This window comes from Novosphingobium barchaimii LL02, assembly GCF_001046635.1.
GTDB classification, from domain to species: Bacteria; Pseudomonadota; Alphaproteobacteria; order Sphingomonadales; family Sphingomonadaceae; genus Novosphingobium; species Novosphingobium barchaimii.
Genome location: NZ_KQ130455.1, coordinates 408,014 through 427,306 on the forward strand (window position 1 = coordinate 408,014; position 19,293 = coordinate 427,306).

18 protein-coding genes and 2 pseudogenes are annotated in these 19,293 nt (G+C 61.7%); 7 read left to right on the forward strand and 13 right to left on the reverse strand.

Annotation, left to right across the window (positions count from 1 at the left end; genetic code table 11):
- The first annotated feature begins 13 nt into the window (after positions 1–13).
- Positions 14–907 carry an SDR family oxidoreductase gene (locus tag V474_RS16385; protein ID WP_059152501.1) on the forward strand — a complete coding sequence of 298 codons (894 nt, stop codon included), beginning with the start codon at positions 14–16 and terminating at the stop codon, positions 905–907.
- Here V474_RS16385 and V474_RS26645 read toward each other — a convergent pair.
- A complete protein-coding gene (locus V474_RS26645) occupies positions 863–1,099 on the reverse strand; it encodes a hypothetical protein (protein ID WP_236711295.1) in 237 nt (78 codons plus the stop codon). The two genes, V474_RS16385 and V474_RS26645, sit on opposite strands and share 45 nt — an antisense overlap.
- Before the next feature lie 398 nt (positions 1,100–1,497).
- Between V474_RS26645 and V474_RS16395 the strand changes: the two genes are divergently transcribed.
- Positions 1,498–2,112 (forward strand): hypothetical protein, encoded by a 615-nt coding sequence (locus tag V474_RS16395; RefSeq protein WP_059152503.1) that lies wholly within the window; start codon positions 1,498–1,500, stop codon positions 2,110–2,112.
- The gene (locus V474_RS16400; protein WP_059152504.1) at positions 2,109–3,527 is read left to right on the forward strand and encodes a hypothetical protein; all 1,419 of its coding nucleotides are present in this window, start codon (positions 2,109–2,111) and stop codon (positions 3,525–3,527) included. Before V474_RS16395 ends, V474_RS16400 begins: the two co-directional genes overlap by 4 nt.
- A 39-nt stretch (positions 3,528–3,566) precedes the next feature.
- Here the strand turns inward: V474_RS16400 and V474_RS16405 are convergent, their stop codons facing one another.
- From V474_RS16405 to V474_RS25675, 3 genes and pseudogenes are all read right to left on the reverse strand, one after another.
- Entirely contained in the window at positions 3,567–4,142 is a 576-nt protein-coding gene (locus tag V474_RS16405) for a zeta toxin family protein (RefSeq protein WP_201786052.1), read from the reverse strand.
- An 8-nt stretch (positions 4,143–4,150) separates the two neighbouring features.
- Positions 4,151–4,507 (reverse strand): ParD-like family protein, encoded by a 357-nt coding sequence (locus V474_RS16410; protein ID WP_059152506.1) that lies wholly within the window; start codon positions 4,505–4,507, stop codon positions 4,151–4,153.
- A 407-nt stretch (positions 4,508–4,914) separates the two neighbouring features.
- A pseudogene (locus V474_RS25675) lies at positions 4,915–5,672 on the reverse strand (IS5 family transposase).
- Between the two features lie 384 nt (positions 5,673–6,056).
- Between V474_RS25675 and V474_RS16425 the strand changes: the two are divergent.
- Entirely contained in the window at positions 6,057–8,549 is a 2,493-nt protein-coding gene (locus V474_RS16425) for a TonB-dependent receptor (RefSeq protein WP_059152508.1), read from the forward strand.
- 320 nt (positions 8,550–8,869) lie between these two features.
- On the opposite strand, the gene V474_RS16430 is transcribed toward V474_RS16425, so the two are convergent.
- The 5 genes from V474_RS16430 to V474_RS25010 all read right to left on the reverse strand — a co-directional run bounded on the left by V474_RS16430 (position 8,870) and on the right by V474_RS25010 (position 12,178).
- Positions 8,870–9,133, reverse strand: a complete 264-nt coding sequence (locus V474_RS16430; RefSeq protein ID WP_059152509.1) for a hypothetical protein — start codon at positions 9,131–9,133, stop codon at positions 8,870–8,872.
- Positions 9,118–9,651 carry an MFS transporter gene (locus tag V474_RS16435; RefSeq protein ID WP_148649426.1) on the reverse strand — a complete coding sequence of 178 codons (534 nt, stop codon included), beginning with the start codon at positions 9,649–9,651 and terminating at the stop codon, positions 9,118–9,120. Before V474_RS16435 ends, V474_RS16430 begins: the two co-directional genes overlap by 16 nt.
- Before the next feature lie 172 nt (positions 9,652–9,823).
- Positions 9,824–10,948, reverse strand: a complete 1,125-nt coding sequence (locus tag V474_RS16440) for an FAD-dependent oxidoreductase (protein ID WP_059152511.1) — start codon at positions 10,946–10,948, stop codon at positions 9,824–9,826.
- A gap of 281 nt (positions 10,949–11,229) precedes the next feature.
- Complete coding sequence (locus tag V474_RS16445) at positions 11,230–11,586, reverse strand: hypothetical protein (RefSeq protein ID WP_059152512.1); 357 nt, start codon at positions 11,584–11,586, stop codon at positions 11,230–11,232.
- Between the two features lie 67 nt (positions 11,587–11,653).
- A complete protein-coding gene (locus V474_RS25010) occupies positions 11,654–12,178 on the reverse strand; it encodes a 2'-5' RNA ligase family protein (protein WP_082699826.1) in 525 nt (174 codons plus the stop codon).
- 328 nt (positions 12,179–12,506) lie between these two features.
- On the opposite strand from V474_RS25010, the gene V474_RS16450 reads away from it, so the two are divergent.
- Entirely contained in the window at positions 12,507–13,019 is a 513-nt protein-coding gene (locus V474_RS16450; RefSeq protein WP_059152513.1) for a GNAT family N-acetyltransferase, read from the forward strand.
- Between the two features lie 106 nt (positions 13,020–13,125).
- Here the strand turns inward: V474_RS16450 and V474_RS16455 are convergent, their stop codons facing one another.
- The 4 genes and pseudogenes from V474_RS16455 to V474_RS16470 form a co-directional block, all read right to left on the reverse strand.
- On the reverse strand, positions 13,126–14,142 hold the full coding sequence (locus V474_RS16455; RefSeq protein ID WP_059152514.1) for a hypothetical protein: 1,017 nt from the start codon (positions 14,140–14,142) through the stop codon (positions 13,126–13,128).
- Between the two features lie 694 nt (positions 14,143–14,836).
- Positions 14,837–17,063, reverse strand: a pseudogene (katG, locus tag V474_RS16460) (catalase/peroxidase HPI).
- Between the two features lie 24 nt (positions 17,064–17,087).
- Positions 17,088–17,288, reverse strand: a complete 201-nt coding sequence (locus V474_RS16465; protein ID WP_059152515.1) for an alpha/beta hydrolase family protein — start codon at positions 17,286–17,288, stop codon at positions 17,088–17,090.
- Between the two features lie 150 nt (positions 17,289–17,438).
- Entirely contained in the window at positions 17,439–18,032 is a 594-nt protein-coding gene (locus V474_RS16470; protein WP_059152516.1) for a TetR/AcrR family transcriptional regulator, read from the reverse strand.
- 254 nt (positions 18,033–18,286) lie between these two features.
- Between V474_RS16470 and V474_RS16475 the strand changes: the two genes are divergently transcribed.
- Together V474_RS16475 and V474_RS16480 are read left to right on the forward strand one after the other, a co-directional pair.
- On the forward strand, positions 18,287–18,991 hold the full coding sequence (locus tag V474_RS16475; protein ID WP_059152517.1) for a type 1 glutamine amidotransferase domain-containing protein: 705 nt from the start codon (positions 18,287–18,289) through the stop codon (positions 18,989–18,991).
- Complete coding sequence (locus V474_RS16480; protein WP_059152518.1) at positions 18,988–19,293, forward strand: DUF1330 domain-containing protein; 306 nt, start codon at positions 18,988–18,990, stop codon at positions 19,291–19,293. Before V474_RS16475 ends, V474_RS16480 begins: the two co-directional genes overlap by 4 nt.

The window sequence follows — 19,293 nt, forward strand, 5'->3', positions numbered from 1 at the left end:
TCAGGAGCATCCCATGACCGATCGCCTGTCAATGCAAGATCCCCGAGAGCAATATCCCAAGCCGCCGTTCCCCTCCCAGCCTCAGCCCGTCCCCGGCCTTGCCCGCAAGATGGAGCCGGTCCCCGATCACGGGGAGACCAGCTACAAGGGCTCGGGCAAACTGGCAGGCCGCAAGGCACTCATCACCGGCGCCGATAGCGGCATTGGCCGCGCCGCCGCGATTGCCTATGCGCGCGAAGGCGCCGACGTCGCGATTTCCTATCTGCCGAGCGAAGCGGCCGACGCCGCCGAAGTCATCAAGCTGATCGAAGCCGAAGGGCGCACTGCCGTCGACCTTCCCGGCGACGTCACCGACGAAGCATGGTGCCGCACGCTGGTCGATCAGGCGATTGCAGGTCTTGGCGGCCTCGACATTCTGGTGATCAACGCAGGCCATCAGCAGAGCCGCGAGGACATATCGAAGGTCACGTCGAAAGACTTCGACGAGACGATGAAGACCAATCTCTACGCCCTGCACTGGATCGCGCAGGCGGCGGTCCCGCACCTTAGTGCCGGCGCATCCGTCATCACCACGGCATCGGTGCAGGCCTACGAGCCGTCGGCCAGCCTGCTCGATTATGCGACGACGAAGGCCGGCATCGTCGCCTATACCAAGGCGCTGGCGAAACAGCTGATCGAGAAAGGAATCCGTGCGAACGTCGTCGCGCCGGGGCCGTTCTGGACGGCGTTGCAATCCTCTGGCGGGCAGCCTGACGAGGCAGTACAGCAGTTCGGAGCCCAAAGCGCGTTCGGGCGCCCGGGACAGCCGGTCGAGATCGCGCCGGTCTATGTGCTTCTCGCCAGTCAGGAAGGCAGCTACATTTCAGGTGAAGTCTACGGCGTGACCGGAGGTGCAGGCATCGCCTGATTGCCCTGACACGCAATAATGAAAAGGCCCCTGCGACCACTGCAGGGGCCTTATCTCTTTTTGAAGGCTCGCCTCAGCTGAAGGCGGCTTCGCAGCCTTCACCGGCTCGGGAATATCGCCCAGTTTCAGGCGCTGTTCCTGTTCATCGGGATCGATGCGGCGCTGGCGCTCCAGCGTTTCGATCTTGACCAACCCGCCAAGCTTGCGATCACCAACAGATTAGCCAGTCCTTCCTCACCATCGGGTTCCACAGCGCGGCCTTTGAGAATGCGGTCGGAAAAGTAATTCAGTTCCCCGCCGAACTGACCGGTCGCCTTGTAGACCTCGCGCGCCCGGCAGGCTATCGGTCGGCGGGGCGATATCGTCGGCGAGCAGTTCATCGGATTGCTGGATTCGAGCCATCCCGCCCGGCGGGAGGTAGTCCGGGCAGCACGGACGATGTCGCTGGCCGACAATGCGCGGGCTCAGAAACTGTCAGAACGCATGTTGTGCCAACAGATGTCAGCACAGGTCGAACCGATGCCTTGACCATACTGCTGTGGGACACGCATGCTACTGGCTAATGGCGATCGCAAGCCTATGGTGCGCACATGTTTTTCCTCTATGCGCTCACGCTGACCTCGACGCTTCAGCACCCCGATACCGCAAATGCCGATCCTGCGGGAGTATCCGAAGCCGACGCCATAAATTGCCGTCTTGACGTGCCCGGCTATATGCCGTTCGCCATGGCGATCAATGGTGAGGAAAAGCTCGCGCAAAAGCGCCGCTGGAAACGGGTTGTCTCGCGCAACGCGCTCATGAACGAATATGAACTGCCGCAACCGATCACGGTCGCCGGCACGTACAGCACGCGCCGGATCGCCTTCACCAGCGACGCGATCCTCGCAATCCTCGACCTTCCCGACCCGGCGACGGTGGCGCGTGCCGAGCAGGTCGACAACGCCATGTCCGCCGATCCGATGATCGACGCGCTCCTCGCGACCGACAAGACCCGAGCGCAGGCGGAAGGCGCCGTCCCGTTCCACAAGTTCCTGGGCGAGCGCATCGTGAAGGACGTCACCGAGCCGGCGGAGAAGGACGAAAGCTACGGCAGCCATATGGTCGTCGCGCGCACGATCTCCAACGCCACGACGCATCCGGGGAAGACCTTCTACGGCTGCAGTTACCGGTTCGAGATGCTCGACAAGGATGGGGCGCCGCTTTGAGTCTGCTGGGGCACCGCATTGCCGCCGCCTGCCTGATGGCGATAGTACCGTCAGCTGCGGTCGCACAGGAGTCCGGGCTGGACAGTTTCATCGGCACCTTATCGATCGAGCGGGGCGAGGTCATCTTCACGCGCTGCGATCTGGGCAGTTCGCGCTACCTGCTGCGCGACGCGGTCGGCGCGCAGGCCGTGGCGAGCTACAAAAAGAACGGCCAGCCCGCCTATGCAGACGTAGTAGCCAGCTATAGCGAGGAAGGTGGTCGCAACGTCCTGACGGTTGACGATTTCGCCGCCTTCGAGCCCGGCAAAAGCTGCCACCTGCTGGACGCGCTGGATGAGCTCGACCGGCCTGGGGCGCCCAAACTGAAAAACGCGCCCGCCCACCAGCGTATCGCAGGGAGCACCGCCACGCCGGGCTCGCTGGTCGGCCATTATTACCTCATGGGCGTGATGGAGACCGGGTCGGAGCTCCTGCTGCGGCCGGACGGGTTGTTCAACTGGTCGCTGAGCTATGGCGCCGTGGATCAGGATGCTCAGGGGGCGTGGCACGTGGAGCACGATAAAGTCGTGCTCGTCACGTCCGTCCCGAGCGTTCAAAAACCGCTCTTCTCCTATCTTTCGACCGGGCCGTGGACGGTGGAGGCGGAGCAGGAACGCGGCAAGCGCCAGCGCGGCGCGATCGAGGCGGTTGTTCGCGCGCGATGCCCGATCTTTCCCGAGCCACAGATCATGGCGACGTCAGTGACGCTTGACGAAGCCACCGCAGCTTCCGTTAGCCGGGAACGTGCCGCCACAGCGTTGGATGCGGCGATCGCCGCGAGATCCACCGCCGAAATGCTCGCCGCGCGCCTGATGTTGGCCCCTGTGGCGGTGGGTACGGAACGGCCCGGCCCGGAGCGCGTGCGGCAGGCCATGTCGGACTTTCTGGAGGCCCGCAACGTAGCGCTTGAGGCCGCACACGATGCCGGCCTGGCGGAACCCGCACTTGCCGATCCGGTGCTGCCCGCGGCGTGCATGATGCCGCCGGAAGAGCCGGCCGCGGACCATCCCTCCGTATCGCCCTCCGGGCTGGGTATCCGAATCCTCGACCCGGAGTCTGAGTACCCGGCACGCGGCATCACCGTGGCGCTGCGGTTTGCCGACGGCACCGAGGAACAGCTGGTGACCGACGGGGCGGGCCTCGCGCTCACCTCGGGAACCGCGACCGCGAGCGCGGTCGGCGCGACGATGCACGCCAAGGCATCGGCAGTTGCCGGGATGGTCAGCTTTGCGCCCGTGCGAAGCGGGATCGTCCGCATTGGCATAGACATGCGACAGTTGGCCGCGCAACCGTTCGAAACGCTGCACCTACGCATCGTCGGAGAAGCGCTGGTCCCGGACGGCGCCGAGATGGGGCGTTACGAGCGGCAGCCGTAAGAGTTGCCGACTGGTCGCTCCCAATACGCCAGCTTGACCCTAGATCTCAAGGTCTGCTGCATAAACCGATCTCAGCCAGCCAGGCAGACGCGGCGCCGCGAAAACCAATCGCCCGTTCGCGAATGTCAGGCAATGACTTGGCGGATGGTTAAGGCTCGAATTGTCAAAAACCATGCCGCGATCCGCTTTAAGGACCGCTGCTCGGATGAGGGGGGCGCCGCGTACATAACGAGCACGAATCTTTCCCTCGGGTACGATATGTCCACCCTCCTCGACCCGTGCGCCGACACGCGCGACAGAGAGATCTGGGGTATCGACGCCGACGTGCATCACGATGACGGTGAAACCTTTAGTGCGCGCTTCGTGAATGAGTTCAAGCTTGGAGGGATGCGAGAAGACGGTCTCGGTCACGAAATCCCGACCCTGAGCGAGATAGTCGGTTCTACGCGAAGAAGCGATGTTGGCCGCTTCGTATGATGCAGCGGGGGACGGATCACGCAGTTCGTCGCGCTGGATGATGTCGGCGTTGATGAAAGTCCCTGCGAAACTCGACGCGATGCGGGTGTCGTAGAGGGTGGACTTGCCGGCACCATTCGGCCCGGCAAGCACGATCATCGTCGGCTTCATGCGTTACGGGTAAGCGTCTCACGCACGAGATTACCGGCCGCATCGAGACCGACACCCAGTCCAAGCTGTCGCCGTCGGGCAAAGAAGGCATCCTCGTCTGACCCCGATCGCTCCATTTTCTCGACAAAACTGTCGAGCCAGACGTCCTTCTCTTCGTCAGTGAGGTCCGTTGTCTCGATGGCGCCTCCGAGCGCAGCAGTGATGCGGGCATGATCAAAATTGCCGGATTTCTCGATAGCGCGGCCGATGCGTACCCAATGGGCGATCTGGCCGGCGATCGAGCGGCTCTGCAGCTCAGATTCACGACGTACGACTTTCATGATGTCGTCACCAAGCTTGATGGATTGTGCCATGGATCACCTCCAACGCATGAGGTAGCATTTTGCCACCTCGGTTTCAAGCGCATCTTTGGATGCTCCGCCTGAGCTGGTCACTAACAGGCCATAGCGGACGTCCTCGCTAAGCACCACACACCGATAATGATTGACTGGCAATCATTAGGAAGCCGCACCCTGCCTGCGAACGCAAATGTCGACCGGTCGGTCAGCAACTCAAGACCGAAATGCGTCGTTCGCCGATTGGGCCTCCAACGGCAGTTTCGGCCTAGACCTGCCGTTCGGCAAGTCGCGAGAAAACGACTGGAATGTCCCACGACGCGGCGTTCCGCTTCCGGCGACACGACCTAGGTTGAGACGTTCACGCCAACTGAGCGGAGGTCCCCTTCCGACGAAAGCGGCCATCGCCCTAGGTCTGTCTGCATTCAGCGTATCCAGATCATGGCACATGCAAGATGGACGATGCCCATGAAGGCGGCGATGGTTTTCTCGCATCGCAGGGCGATCCTGCGGAAGCGTTTGGGTTTGTTGAAGAAGCATTCGACTTGATGGCGCTCCTTGTAGAGCTTTCAACCGATGGGCGGTACACCTGCGCGGCTGGGGTTGGCCTTGATGTGCGCGGTTGCACCGAGGTCATTGGCGATGAAAGCGCGTAGCGGATCGGCGTCATAGGCGGCATCGGCGATGACATGGTCGACGCCCTGCAAACCGGACAGGAGCGCCTCGGCCGGTGGGCAATCGCCATATCGCCCCGGTGTTGGATGGATTCGCAGCGGCAGGCCGATCGCATCGACGGCTGCGTGCAGTTTGGCCGTCAACCCGCCGCGCGAACGACCGATGGCGGCAGCTTCAGCCCCCCCTTTGCGCCCGTCGCGTCGGCGTCGACCTTCGAGATCGTGCTGTCGATCAGCACATTTTCAAAGTCCGGCGTGTCGGCCATGACAGGGAAAAGATTCTCGAATACACAGTTGCGGGACCAGCGCCGGAAGCGCGCATGGACCGCCGTCCACTTGCCGAACACTTTCGGCAAATCGCGCCAATGTGCCGCATTGCCCGCCATCCACAGGATCGCGTCGACAAATAGTCGGTTGCCCACGCCGCTCCGGCCAGGTGTCCCTACCCGCCCAGGAAGATGGCCCTCAATCCGCTTCCACTGCTCGTCCGTCAAAATTCGTCTGCTCAACGATCGCCTCCTTCGACGACCTTGAACAAGAACTCCTCAGCAAAAGGAATCCTCTGAATGCAGACAACGCCTAGGTGGTTCACCTCACGCGATGAGTTGAAGTAGCGAAATGGGTTGGCAGGCTGGCGGGGACGAGACATGCCGCAACGCTGTCGACCTGCGATTAACGGTCGGTGCATTTGATCCGACAACTCCGCCCTATACGCCCGCGCTGCCTTGACACGTCGCACGCCGTTCAGCCATACGACCGCAAAAAAATGCAATGAGCCCCTGTCATTCTGTATTGGTTTTGCCAATTGCATCGGGGCATAAAATCGTTTGATCCGGACTGTTGGCCCGGGCCGGACCACGCGAACGACCGTTCGTTCAGGGGGAGGATATAGAATGACCAGTTTTATTGGCGCGACCAAGCGCGACCACGCAATCAGACGCACGCTCAAGGGGGCCGTGTCGGGCGCCGTGCTCGCTCTCGTCCTTGGCGGTTCGGCTTACGCACAGACGGCGGTTCAGGGCACCGATGAGCCGCAGGGCGGTATCACCGACATCGTCGTGACCGCGCAGAAGCGCGCGCAGAACATGCAGGATGTGCCGGTCGCGATCAGCGCGCTGTCGAGCGACCAGCTGACCGCCAACCGCATTACCGTGGCAAGCGACCTTTCCGCCGTCGTCCCCAACCTGACCGTGCGGACGCAGGTCGGCGGTAGCTCGCTGCCCGTTTATTCGATGCGCGGCCTGGTCGCACTGGGTTCGGCGCAGGGCGCTGATCGCGGCATCGCCGTCTATATCGACGGCGTCTATCTGGGCGCGGCCGTGGGCTCGCAGTTCGAGTTGGCCGAGATCGAGCGGATCGAGGTGCTGCGCGGGCCGCAGGGCACGCTGTTCGGCCGCAACTCGACCGGCGGTGCCATCCACTATATCACGCCCGAACCGCCTGCCGATTTTGGCGTGCGCGTAACCGGGACGGTTGGCAATTACGACCAGCGCCGCTTCGTCGGCCGGGTCAACACCGGCCAGTTCGGCCCGTTCAGCGCGACGCTGAGCTACACCCATAGCGAGCGCGAGGGTGACATCCGCAACCTGGGCGGTGGCACCGTATGGGATCTGACCGGCGCGAACGGCGGCAAGGCCGCCAAGTTCACCTCGCCCGATCGTCTGGGCGGGTCGAACACCGATGCCTTCCGCGCGGCGCTCAAGATGGACGTCAACGACGACCTCACCCTGCTCTATCGCTTCGACTATACCGACAGCCGCTATACCGCGCCCGCACTCGGCCTCACCTATGTGACGCCGATCGTGCGCGCCATCTTCGCCGCGCAGGCCAACCAGGCGCTGCTGACCCCGATCACCGACAAGCGACCCGACGCGGTCAACAATGCCGCGACGGTGCCGTCGCACAACAAGGCGTGGGGCCATTCGCTGACCGCGACCTACAAGGCCTCGTCGGAACTGTCGTTCAAGAATATCCTTGCCTATCGCAAGCTGACGATTTCGGCGCCGCTCGCTGACATTTCCGGCGGTGGCGGCATCTTCAACACCGGTGCGCCGATCTTCAGCCAGCTCGCACCCGTGGGCTTCTCCGCCGCACTAGGCGCATCGACCGTGGGCGCGCCGATCATCGGCACGATCGCGTCGGCCGAAGGGCAGGACAAGCAGTGGAGCGATGAGTTCCAGGCCAATCTCGACACCGATTTCGTCACGGTGACGGCAGGCGGCCTCTATTACAGCCAGACGCCATCGCGCGGCAACTGGGGCGAGGAAACCGGCCTTGGCCGACTGCGTTCGGGTGCCTTCCGCGTCTATCCCGGCTATGCTGTCCCCTATGCCGGGCAGCTGGCGGGCACCGGCGGACGCATCACCACGGTCAAGATCCGCTCCTACGCCTTCTTCGCGCAGGGTGAGTTCCACCTGACCCCGCAGCTCGATCTCGTCGGCGGCCTGCGCTACACCAACGACCGCAAGGACGGCACCGACAATACCGCGCTCAGCGGCACGTCGGCGCTGGTGACGACGATCCGCTATCGCGACAGCCGCATCACCTACAATCTCGGCGCCAACTACAAGATCAACAATGACGTGCTGGTCTATGGCAAATACAGCACCGGCTATATTTCCGGCGGCTCGCTGGGCGGTGTCGTTTACAACCCCGAAACCGCCAAGTCGTTGGAAGGCGGGATCAAGGCCGACTGGTTCGACCGCGTGCTGCGCACCAACCTCGCCGTTTTCTCGGTCAAATATGGCAATCTGCAATTCCCGACCAACGGCACGGCGCTGGGCCTCAGCTCGGCGCTGACCTCGCTGCTGACCAATGCCGGCGAAGCGCGGGCCAATGGCTTCGAGCTGGAAACGATCCTGGCGCCGGTACACGGGCTGACGCTGTCGGCGGGCGCAGGCTTCACCGACTTCAAATATACCTCGCTGCGGCCGCTGGTCACGCTGGGGCAGGCCGACTTCCTGGTCCAGTACCGCCCCAAATGGACGCTCAATGCGGCGGCCCAATATGTCACAGAGCCGGTGGCCGGCGACGCGCGCCTTAACATGCGCCTCGACGCCAATTACCGGTCGCGCTCCAGCGGCCTCGGCGGCGTACCCGCGACCTTCTCGGTGCCGACCGGCACGCCCGCACTGACCCCGTCACAGATCGCTGCGGAACAGGCGGTCTACAAGGCGGCAGCCGTCATTCCGGCCTACTGGCTGGTCAACGGCCGCATCGCGCTGGAAGGCTTCAAGCTCGGCGGGTCCAAGGTCACCGCCGCGCTGTGGGGAAAGAACCTCTTCAATTATCGCGGCCTCAATTTCGTGGGCAGCAACACCTTCGTGATCGCCGCCGACTATGAGCGGGCCCGCACCTACGGCATCGACCTCACCGTCGATTTCTAAAGCCTTCTGGCTTATACCGACGGCCTGAAAAGGGGCTGGGCGATACCTATCGCCCGGCCCTCTTTCCGTATGGGGGGTGGCGGATAGGCCATTGCGCCCGGCGTGGCGCGAACGGGCAGGCTCGCTGACCGAACGCCGGTAGGCACGGCCAAGACGTGATCGCGCGCCTGCCGGGAGGACGGGCATCAAGCCGGTATGATTCCACGGGACCAGACGCCACCCATCGTTCCCGGCAAGGGGATGCCCATGACGCGCGCGCATAAAAAAGGGCGGCCATCGCTCGATGGCCGCCCTTTTTTCCGTTGAGGCGATGGATGCTTTTAGAAACGCTCGCCTACGGACGCCGCCATGGCGCGGCGCCGTTCGGGCGTTTCGTGCCGCAGTCGCGCCGCCGCGAGCAACAGCAGTACGAAGGCGATCGGGATGCACACCATCAGCGCATAGATGCCGGTCGCGAGCGATCCGGTTATCGTGCTGATCTTGCCGGTCCAGTACGGCCCCAGTCCCGCTGCCGTCAGCATCATGATGAGTGAGAAGATCGCCGCAGCCGCGCCGCGCATCCGCTCGATCACCAGATCCTGCACCAGTGCGACATAAGCCCCAGCCCAGGACATGGCGAAGAGAAGATGAAGACGGCATAGAACAGCACATAGGTGGACAGCGTTGTCGCGTGCATCATCGCGAGCAGAAGCGGGATTGGCACCAGCAGCACGATCATTGCGATCCAGATCGGCGCACGCTTGTCGCGCCGTTTCCACCTGTCGGCGACAAACCCACCGACGAACACGCTGGCGCCGGCGCCTACCACCGAAACGAGGCCGAGCGAAAGCCCAACGGTCGCCGCGTTGGTGCTCAGCGTGCGCATCGCATAGGGGATTGACCAGGTCATCACCGTGCCGGCAAAGCAGGTAATCGCGGCTCCCGAGAAGGTCGCATAAATGAAGGTCTTGTCGCCGAAGGTGAGCCGGAAGAAGGCCGGATCGCGGTGATGCAGCACATGCGCCCAGGTCGCGACCGAATAGACGCTGAGCGCGATCCACAGCGCATAGTGGCCGGTCAGGACGCTCAGCCCCGCCGCCACGACCACGATGCCTGCCGCCATCAGCAGGTTGAGCCACACCGCGCGGACGCCGCGTCCCGATGGAGGTTGAGCAGGGTGAAAGGCGGCACCGAGGTCGATATCTCACGTACGATGATGGCCAAGGTCGGCCAGCGGCTCGGCTAGCGGGAGACAACTGGGGCGGTGTTTGAGAGCAGGTCGCTGATCCGCATCACTATGCTCCGCCGCCAAAGAGTCCGATGATGCTACTCGGCGTGTCCTCGCCAAAGAAGCGCTCGAGATTGTCGGCCGAGGCCTGCGCCACAGTTTCCGCGCGCGGAAACAGGTCGCGCTCAAACGTAGCAAGCGCGGCCTCGACGTCTTGTGGACAGCGGACGATCGCCTCCGCTAGTCTTGCGCCGTCATCCATCGCAAGGTTGGCACCTTCACCGGCGAACGGCGACATGAGATGGGCGGCGTCTCCGATTAGCGTCACACCCTGCACACGGGGCCACGACATGCCGATCGGGAGTGCGAAGATAGGGCGGGGAACAGGATCAATATGGCTGTTGCGAATAAAGGCGGTCAGCGTCTTTGCCCATCCATCGAACTCGTTCGCGATTTGTCCAAGCGCGGCCGCGACGTCGGCAAAATCAATAGTGCCGACCCAGTCCTCAGGCTTGTTGAGCGCGGCATATCCGCGGGCAGTCCCGTCTTGGTTCCGGTGGACCATGATCCCCTTGCCCGGCGCGAACGCCATCAGAGTTCCCCTCCCGATCGCGTCGATCGACGCTGCATTCGTCCCGGCGTCGAGCAGCGCAATTTCGATGAAGCAGGTGCCAGAGTAACTTGGCTTCGCAGAGGAGAGGAGCGGCCGAACCTTCGACCAGGCGCCATCAGCGCCGACTAGCAGATCGACCGTGGCTTTGGTCCCGTCGCTGAAGGCGATAGCGTGCCGTCCCTCGCCGAGGGGAGTCAGTGCAGTCGCTTTTCGATCCCAGCGGATCGCACCGCCGGGCAGCGATCCGATCAGCATCGTGCGAAGATCAGTGCGGTCAACTTCCGGTCGCGGCGAAGCCGGATCGCCCGGTTTGTCGAACAAGAGACTGCCGTCCGGTTCGACGATACGCTTGGCGTCCTCGCCGGGACGCACAAGGCGCAGAAAGGCGTCGTGCAGGCCTGCCGCCTTCAGCGCGCTCTGGCCGCTATGCTCGTGGATATCGAGCAGGCCGCCCTGCGTCCGTGCCAGGGCAGATGCCTCCCCCTCGAAGATTGTCGCCTTGATCCCGTGCTGATGGAGCACGCGCGCGAGCGTCAAGCCGCCGAGGCCTGCGCCGATGATGCCGATTGTATGGTTCACGATAGCGCTCCCGTCGACGCATCGACCATACCGACACGTATGATGGTTGGAGACGCTGGTCGGTCTTGCCTGGACATGTCCGACTTATGCGCGACCCGGCGGGGCTTGTTCGCCTCGCTCAGTCGTCTTTCGCGACAAGCGCTACATATTCTTCGCCACTAAGTATAGCAAGAGCCGACCAACTCGCGTCGTTCCGACGCTGGCTCCTGAACGACAGGTTGTGTCGGGAGCTGACGTACCGGATTTCACCTGATTTTCGTGTGACTGTGACGGTTCGAACGCTATTCCCCGCCGCGCAAAGTTTTCGCGATCAGCCAAAGATGCAAAATCTGAACTGCGAGGAAAATGCCCCCAATGAATATCAGGGATGGGATCAACATCCCTTCCTGCCCGGGTCTCGGTGTCAGAGTTATGGAGCCAATCGCGAACAGCGTCAGTACGAAGATCGCCAGAGCAGGAACGAGGCTGAGAGCGAGAATGCGCGGGGCGTACCAGATCACGGTGCTGGAAAGGGGCCGTGATCGCGAAAGCATCCATTGCATGGGAAGCTTCTGCTCTTGCCGGAAGCGCGAATTGGCGCGAACGGACAGCACGATCATTGTCAGCCCTATGGCAGCGGCCAAAATTATAACGATCATGCGTCGGTCCTTTCGTCCCGACAGATAGCATGGTGCCTGAAGGTCGCAAGCTGACGACGGGTATCGCCTATTTTTCGGCCAACGCCCGTTCAGTGATAATCGCAATCGGCGGTGAGGACACGCTGTCTAACACGTCGAATGCCATCGTGAATGGAGTGAAATCAGCCGCCAGCATTTGATGTGCGGCATCACGATGGCTGTCGGCCACTCGTAGTGCGATCGAGCAATGAGGCGTCCAGCTACCCGGACGATATGGCGGCTTACATCGAACCGGATCTATGATGGTGTGCAGTCGATTATGTAGGCCTAGCAGCGCTTCATGCGGCTTTGGGGAAGCCCAGAGGATCAAGAACCCCGGATCGAAAGCCCCGAGACGGTCGAAGGAGATTGTCAACGCAGGTACATCCCCGAGTTCGGCAACGGCAGCTTCAAGTTCTTCAACATCGGCATCGTCATATTTGGCGAGCGTGATGTGCGGTGGATAGCCTAATGCGCGGATTGAAGGCTCAATCTCTAATGCCGAAGCGCGTTCGACAAGCTCCCAATAAGGTGTGGCGTCGCCGCTGGCGCGAATGTTGATTCCGAAAGGCATACTTGTTCAATATCCGGTATAGTGTCGTAAATCACATGAAACACGCCGGTCCGTTCTGGCGGTCGCGGCCAGGTGCCAGATCAGCGCCGACGCCCCCTGACGGAAAACCCTGCCACCGGCGTTGTCGGACACTTTCTCAATCCGACAGTGATTTTCGGACATTCCACGGATGAAAGGACCGCGCAATTCCGTACGCGCCGGATTTTCGGGGGAACCGCGCAACGACTGCCTGAGATTCATGTGATTGCCGTCAGGTCAGAAACGAACGGAAGCTTACGGCCCAAAAGTGGGCGTGGAAAACTGACTGGCCAGTGGCTACAAATTGGGGATGGTAGAGATACGAACAGAGAAGCTTTTGCTTCGAAAAGCCCTCCATGATGACCTCGGCGCGTTCCACGCCATACTCAGCGACGCTAGAGCCATGGCGTTTTGGTACCGCCCGCCACACGAAGACCTCGCGGTCACGCAAGCATGGCTGGCCGACATGATTGAAATCGCGCCCAATATCGGCGAGGATTTTGCGGTTGAGTTTGAAGGTAAACTGATCGGCAAGGCAGGGCTGCGAAAATTCCCAACGATTGGGCTTATCTTTCACCCGGATGTGTGGGGCCGCGGCCTCGCATCGGAATCTCTCCGACCCATCATTGATAGGGCATTCACCGAACATGGCCTACCGATGATCGAGGCTGACGTTGATCCACGGAACGAATCTTCATTGCGATTGCTCAGCCGGCTCGGCTTTGTGGAGACGAGACGTGAAAGAAGAACGAGCCTCGCCGGAGACGAATGGTGCGATAGCGTCTTTCTGCGCGCGCACTCACCACATACGAAAGGCCACTAGCTACCCATCATCGCCGTCCCTCCCAATGCCTGACAATCAGGCCATTCCCGACGCTGCCCCTCGACCCGCGTTCCATTGACCACTACCAGTCGGAAAAGCAGCGTGCCTAGCTACCGCGCTGCCCTAAGCGCCAGACAAGCAGCCGGATGAACGGCTCAGGGTCATCAAGGCGGAATGCGACCCTGCTAAATGCAACACGCTTCTTCAGAAACGAACGACGCGGCAGCGAACGGTCCAACCGCAGCATGATGTTGGGCCAAGCGAACAGCGCTGCGTTCAGCGTCACGGTGTCGCGCACCTCCTCGCCGGTAAAGCCGCTTTCGACGGCAACAATTGCTTCGAACGGAACCAGTTGGTCAATCAGGAAGCCAGCCCGGACACGGACTCCCTCCGGGGTCAGCAGCACCGGCCTAAACCGGAACGACTTGATGAGGCCGAGCAGATACACGAATCCTACATCGCTCAGGATAAACATGACGATCGAGGCGATGCGGCTCCAATGTCCGACCAGCAGATGGTAGACACCAATTTCGATCGCCGACAGGATCAGCAGCGTGGCGCATATCGGCGTCAGGTGCTTGTGATAAGCGAAGGCGCGTGCGCTCGTCGGCACGTCCGCTGCCCCTCCCCAGCGGAAACAGGCCATGTGGATCACGGTCAGTTCCGCTACAGCTAACCTCACAAGCGCACGCGGGAATATTTCCGATACGGCGGAGAGCCACTGCTCCCTTCGATCGCTGGTCGGCCTGCTTAGCACTCGACCCGCTCGTGCCGTGGCCCCCGCCATATGGCTGAGAACGAAAACCACCATCATGAGCGCCAATATTGGCGTTTCGACGAGCAAGCCACGCAACGGCGAGGGTAATCCCAGCCATACGGTCAAGCTCGCTCCGGCTAGCACGCCCAAAACGGCGCGCCACTCCGGTTTCCCCGATGAACGGGCAACTAGCGCCAGCATGAGCGTGTCCGAGACAATCCAGAGAAAAAGCAGCAAGGCGACGAAAGGATGGGATGCGGCCAGCGGTGTTCGTACCGCCATTCCGGCCAAGATTATGATGACGAAGGGTGCCGCCTTCGTAGCGATCTGCCGACCATAGAACCCGTTGTTGGTCTGGGTTGTCATTAAAACCCCCTGTCCGCGTGCGTGAATGGCCGAGTGGTCAGCGCTATCGTTACTTCAACTCTGCTAACAGCCCCAAACGAGAAGTCGATGTGATAACGAAGATCAGGTGTTTTTCAGAGGCCTCCGCTACCGGGATTTTGTCGACAGCGCGGCAGCCGCAATGATTATCACGGCGCCGCTGGCCATTCGGCATGGCAACCGGCAGGTTTATCCGAAACCCGACACTCACCGTCGTGTGCAGGAACGGCGGTTTTGTCCCAAATTCGGCGGGTTATTGGCATGGTACAAGATTACTTTTTATTGCCTTTCAACAAAAAAGCGGGCGCTTTTGATTAGGTAATGGCTTCATTTATAACGCGCTTTGACGTCCGCCGTTTGAACGGATGGAAGCGACTGTGGGACTCAGTGTGGGACTGGGGCCGGGCGACGGCTTCAGATCGGGCCGGTTCGATCCTTAATTCCCTGACATGGGGAAGCTCAACGCCACGATCATCAAAGAGCTTGTTGAACCCGGCCGCTGTCCGGACGGGGAAGGGCCCTATCTCAAGTTTTTGCCGCAGACATCTTCGCAGCGCATGTCAGCCAAAACCCCATCGCACTGATCTCGGATTTGGCACAACGTACCATCGTGTAGAAAGCTAAGGGATACTTTGCGGGGAGCGGAGCGCGCACCGGCACCGCCCCCCGCATTCGGTTAGGCGAGGTCCTCGATCACGTCATCGGAACGCCGGCCGGTCAGGTCAAACCGATCCGCGTTCATCACCTTGACCCAAGCCTTCACGAAGTCGTGGACGAACTTCTCCTCATGGCCTCGCTCGGCATAGACTTCTGCGGTCGCGCGCAGCTGGCTGTTCGAGCCGAAGATGAGGTCAGTTCGCGTAGCGCGCCACTTCTCTTGGCGGCCGCCATGATCGTAGCCGATAAACTCCTCGTCGCTCGATGTGTCCACCAGCTCCCAGAAGGTGTCGTTGTCGAGCAGATTGACGAAGAAGTCGTTGGTCAACTGCCCCGGTCGACGGGTCAGGACGCCATCGGGCTTGTCGCCATGATTGGCGCCAAGCACACGCAGCCCTCCGACCAGCACGGTCATCTCCGGCGCCGACAAGCCAAGCAACGATGCCTTGTCGAGCAGCAGTTCCTCGGTTTTTACCGGTTGGCGCGACTTCAGATAGTTACGGAAGCCGTCCGCCTGCGGTTCCATCCACACGAAGCTGTCGACGTCGGTCCACTCCTGCGTCGCATCCCCGCGGCCGAGCGTGACTGGCACGTTGACGTCAAAGCCGGCGTCCCCTGCCGCCTTTTCGACCGCAGCCGCGCCCGCGAGCACGATCGCATCGGCCAGACTGATCGAGCCACGCAGATTTTCCAGCGTGGCGAGGACCGTCGCGAGCTTCTCCGGCTCGTTCACCGCCCAGCTGCGCTGCGGTTCAAGCGCGATGTGGGCCCCGTTGGCGCCGCCACGATGGTCTGACTTGCGGTAGGTGGAAGCGGACGCCCATGCTGTCCTGACCAGCTGGGACACGGTCAAGCCGCTAGCCAGTACCTTCTTTTTGAAGGCCGCCGCGTCCGCGTCGGTCGGCGCATAGCCGGCCGGGATCGGATCCTGCCAGATGAGGTCCTCGTCAGGGACGTCGTTGCCGAGATACCGGATCTTTGGCCCCAAATCGCGGTGCGTAAGCTTGAACCATGCGCGCGCAAAGGCATCGTCGAGTGCGGCCTGATCATCCCGGAAACGCTCTGAGATCGCGCGGAACTCGGGATCCATTTTCAGCGCCATGTCGGCCGTGGTCATCATGGTCGGAACGCGCTTGTCGGGATCGCGCGCGTCGGGTGCCATGTCCTCGGGGTCAGGGTTTACCGGTGTCCACTGCTTTGCACCGGCGGGGCTGGTCGTCAGCTCGTAGTCGTACTTGAACAGGAGCCGGAAGTAATCGCCGCCCCACTTGGTCGGGTTGTTCGTCCAGGCGCCCTCGATGCCGGAGGTGGTGATGTGGCCGCGTCCGATCTCCCCCTGATCGGTCAACCAGCCGAGCCCCTGCATGTGTACTGGTCCGGCGGCAGGGTTCACACCGAAATTCTCCGCAGGCTTCGCGCCATGGCCCTTGCCGAATGCGTGTCCGCCTGCAGTGAGCGCTACGGTCTCTTCCGAGTTCATCGCCATGCGCTGGAAGGTCGCCTTCATATCGCGCGCAGAGAGCAGAGGGTCGGGGTTTCCGCCGGGACCTTCCGGATTGACGTAGATGAGGCCCATCTGGATCGCCGCGAGCGGACCTTCGAGCTCGGGTTGATCCTCGGTGATCCGGGTCAGCGCGCCCTCATCAACCCATATTTCCTCAGCGCCCCAGAAGGTATCGCCTTCCGACTGGTAGACGTCCTTGCGCCCGCCGCCGAAGCCGAACACAGGGCCGCCCATGCTCTCGATCGCCACGTTGCCGGCCAGGATAAAGAGATCGGCCCAGCTGATGTGGCGGCCGTATTTCTGCTTGATCGGCCAGAGGAGGCGACGCGCCTTGTCGAGGTTTCCGTTGTCCGGCCAGGAATTGAGTGGCTCGAAACGCTGTTGCCCCGAATTGGCGCCGCCACGTCCCGTCGGTGACACGGTACGTCCCGGCAGCATGCCACGCCATGCGGATCATGAACGGGCCATAATGCCCGTAGTCGGCCGGCCACCACGGCTTGCTGTCGGTCATCAGCGCAGTTAGATCCGCCTTCACAGCGTCGTAATCGAGTTTCGCGAAAGCGTCGGCATAATCGTAGTCCGGGCCCATCGGATCGGGCGAGATGCCGTGCTGGTGAAGGACATCGACGGGCAGCGCGTCAGGCCACCAGTCACGATTGGTGCGCCCCAGAAGCGATCTAGCTTCTGCTGTGCCCGGCGCGCCTTTATGCATGGGACAATTTGCGGGATCGCGGTCAGCCATATTCAACACTCCTTTTTTGGATAATCATGCGTTGAGGTGCTTCCTGTAGAAGGGCGCCAACCGGTTCATTGCATCGGTGACGTACTCAGGCATATCATAAAGCTCGTAATGCCCCGCGCCGTCGACGACATGGAAAGTCTCCTTGTGGCGCGCGCGCTCCCAGAGCGTCTTGCCGTCCTGGTAGGAGAAGGTAGTGCCGAGCCTGCCGGCGACGACGACCTGCAACGGCTGGGTCAGCAGCTCGGGTACGAGGTGGAAAGAGTGGATGAAGGTGGCAGCGCCATCATGCTTCCGGCAAGCGCCATCGCAACTAGCTTGAGGTCGCTGCCTGAACTTCGCTCTGCAGGTCAGGGGGAAGCGCGGCGCGCTTGAACGCTATGCAAGTCCCAGCATACGACGAGTGACCTGGAGCGCGGTCTCGAACGGGTCGTGCGTGCGCACAATCTTCACCATTACGCTGGCACCCAGCCACTGATAGTAGAGCACGGCAGCCATGTCGCCGGAAGCGCCGTCGATGCGCACCGAGCCATCGTCGATCCCACCGTCCATCATCGCCTTCATCCGGGCGATAATGCCGTTGGTGCCCGTTTTGAGCGCAACGCGCATAATCTCGGACAAATCCGAGACTTCGGCCCCCAGCTTGACCGCCAGGCATCGGCCCTGACAATCATACGCGCCCTGGTTTTCACGCCATATGGCAAAATACATCATCAGCCGTTCGGCCCCGGTCAGCCCCGGCTTTGCCATCAGCGCATCCATATCAGCGAGGTACTGCTCGAAGTAGGCAGCGAGCATGGCTTCGCCGAACGCATCCTTGGAACCGAAATAGTGGTAGAAGGATCCTTTCGGTACGCCGGCACTGGACAGAATCTCGGTCAGCCCCACAGCCGAGAAGCCTTTTTGGCTCATGATCTTCTGGCCCGTTGCCAGGATCACAGCGCGCGTATCTTTTTCCAAAAGCGTTGTCATGACCCAAACATACTCAACGACAGACCAGTCGTCTAGAATTTTTAAAGACTTTCATCCATCTGACGCGCGGCATTTGCAAAAATTCCGGGACGCCAGTTTTTTCACTAGACGACCGGTCTATGTGAGGATAGGTAGGGGGCAGACGCAGCGCTGAACCGCTTAACGGGTTGCAGCGAGAGTGGAAACTCAGCGCCTGATACTAAACCGACCGGTCTATTTAAGGTCGCGAAGATTTCAAACGAAGGAGATATTACATGAAGGTTCTGATGGTACTCACGTCGCATGACACGCTGGGCGACACTGGCCGCAAGACCGGGTTCTGGCTCGAAGAACTCGCAGCACCCTATTATGCGTTCCGTGAAGCCGGCGCGGAGATCACGCTTGCATCGCCGCTCGGCGGCCAGCCCCCGCTGGACCCCAAGAGTAATGAGCCGGCCAACCAGACCGACGCCACTCGCCGGTTTGAGGTCGATGCCAACGCCATGGCGCAGCTTGCCAGCACGGTAAAGTTGGCGTCGGTTTCGCAGGACCAGTTCGACGCAGTCTTCTACCCGGGCGGCCATGGCCCGCTATGGGATCTTGCCGAGGACGAGACATCGATAGCCCTGATCGAGAACTTCCTGGCCGCCCGGAAGCCGGTCGCTTTTGTCTGCCATGCACCCGGCGTGCTGCGCCATGTAAAGACCGCCGAAGGCCGCCCGCTGGTTCAAGGCAAGAAGGTCACCGGGTTTGCCAATAGCGAGGAAGACGGCGTCGGTCTCACCGACATCGTACCGTTCCTGGTCGAGGATGAGCTGAAGGCCAAGGGCGGCATCTACTCGCGTGGTCCCGACTGGGGTTCGTATGTCATCCAGGACGGCCTGCTCATCACCGGTCAGAACCCTGGCTCATCGCCCGCCACGGCACGCGCTCTCATCGATGCCGTCAAGGTCATCGACGCGGTCAAGAGTGACGCATGAGCGCCTACTTAGTCCTTGTGCGCGAACGCACGACCGATGCCGCTGCTCTGCAGCGGTATCGGGACCGGGCCCCGCTCGCCCGAGAAGCGCATCCCTCTCAGCCGATCGCTTTCTACGAAGAGCATGAGACGCTCGAGGGTGACGACGCCGAAGGCGTCGCCATCCTGCGCTTTCCGTCGATGGCCGCAGCGCGCGCCTGGTACGCGAGTCCCGAGTATCAGGCCGCGCTGCCCCACCGGCAGGACGGCAGCGTTTCGCGCGTCATCCTCGTCGCTGGTAGCGACGAACCGCCCACCGCCTAG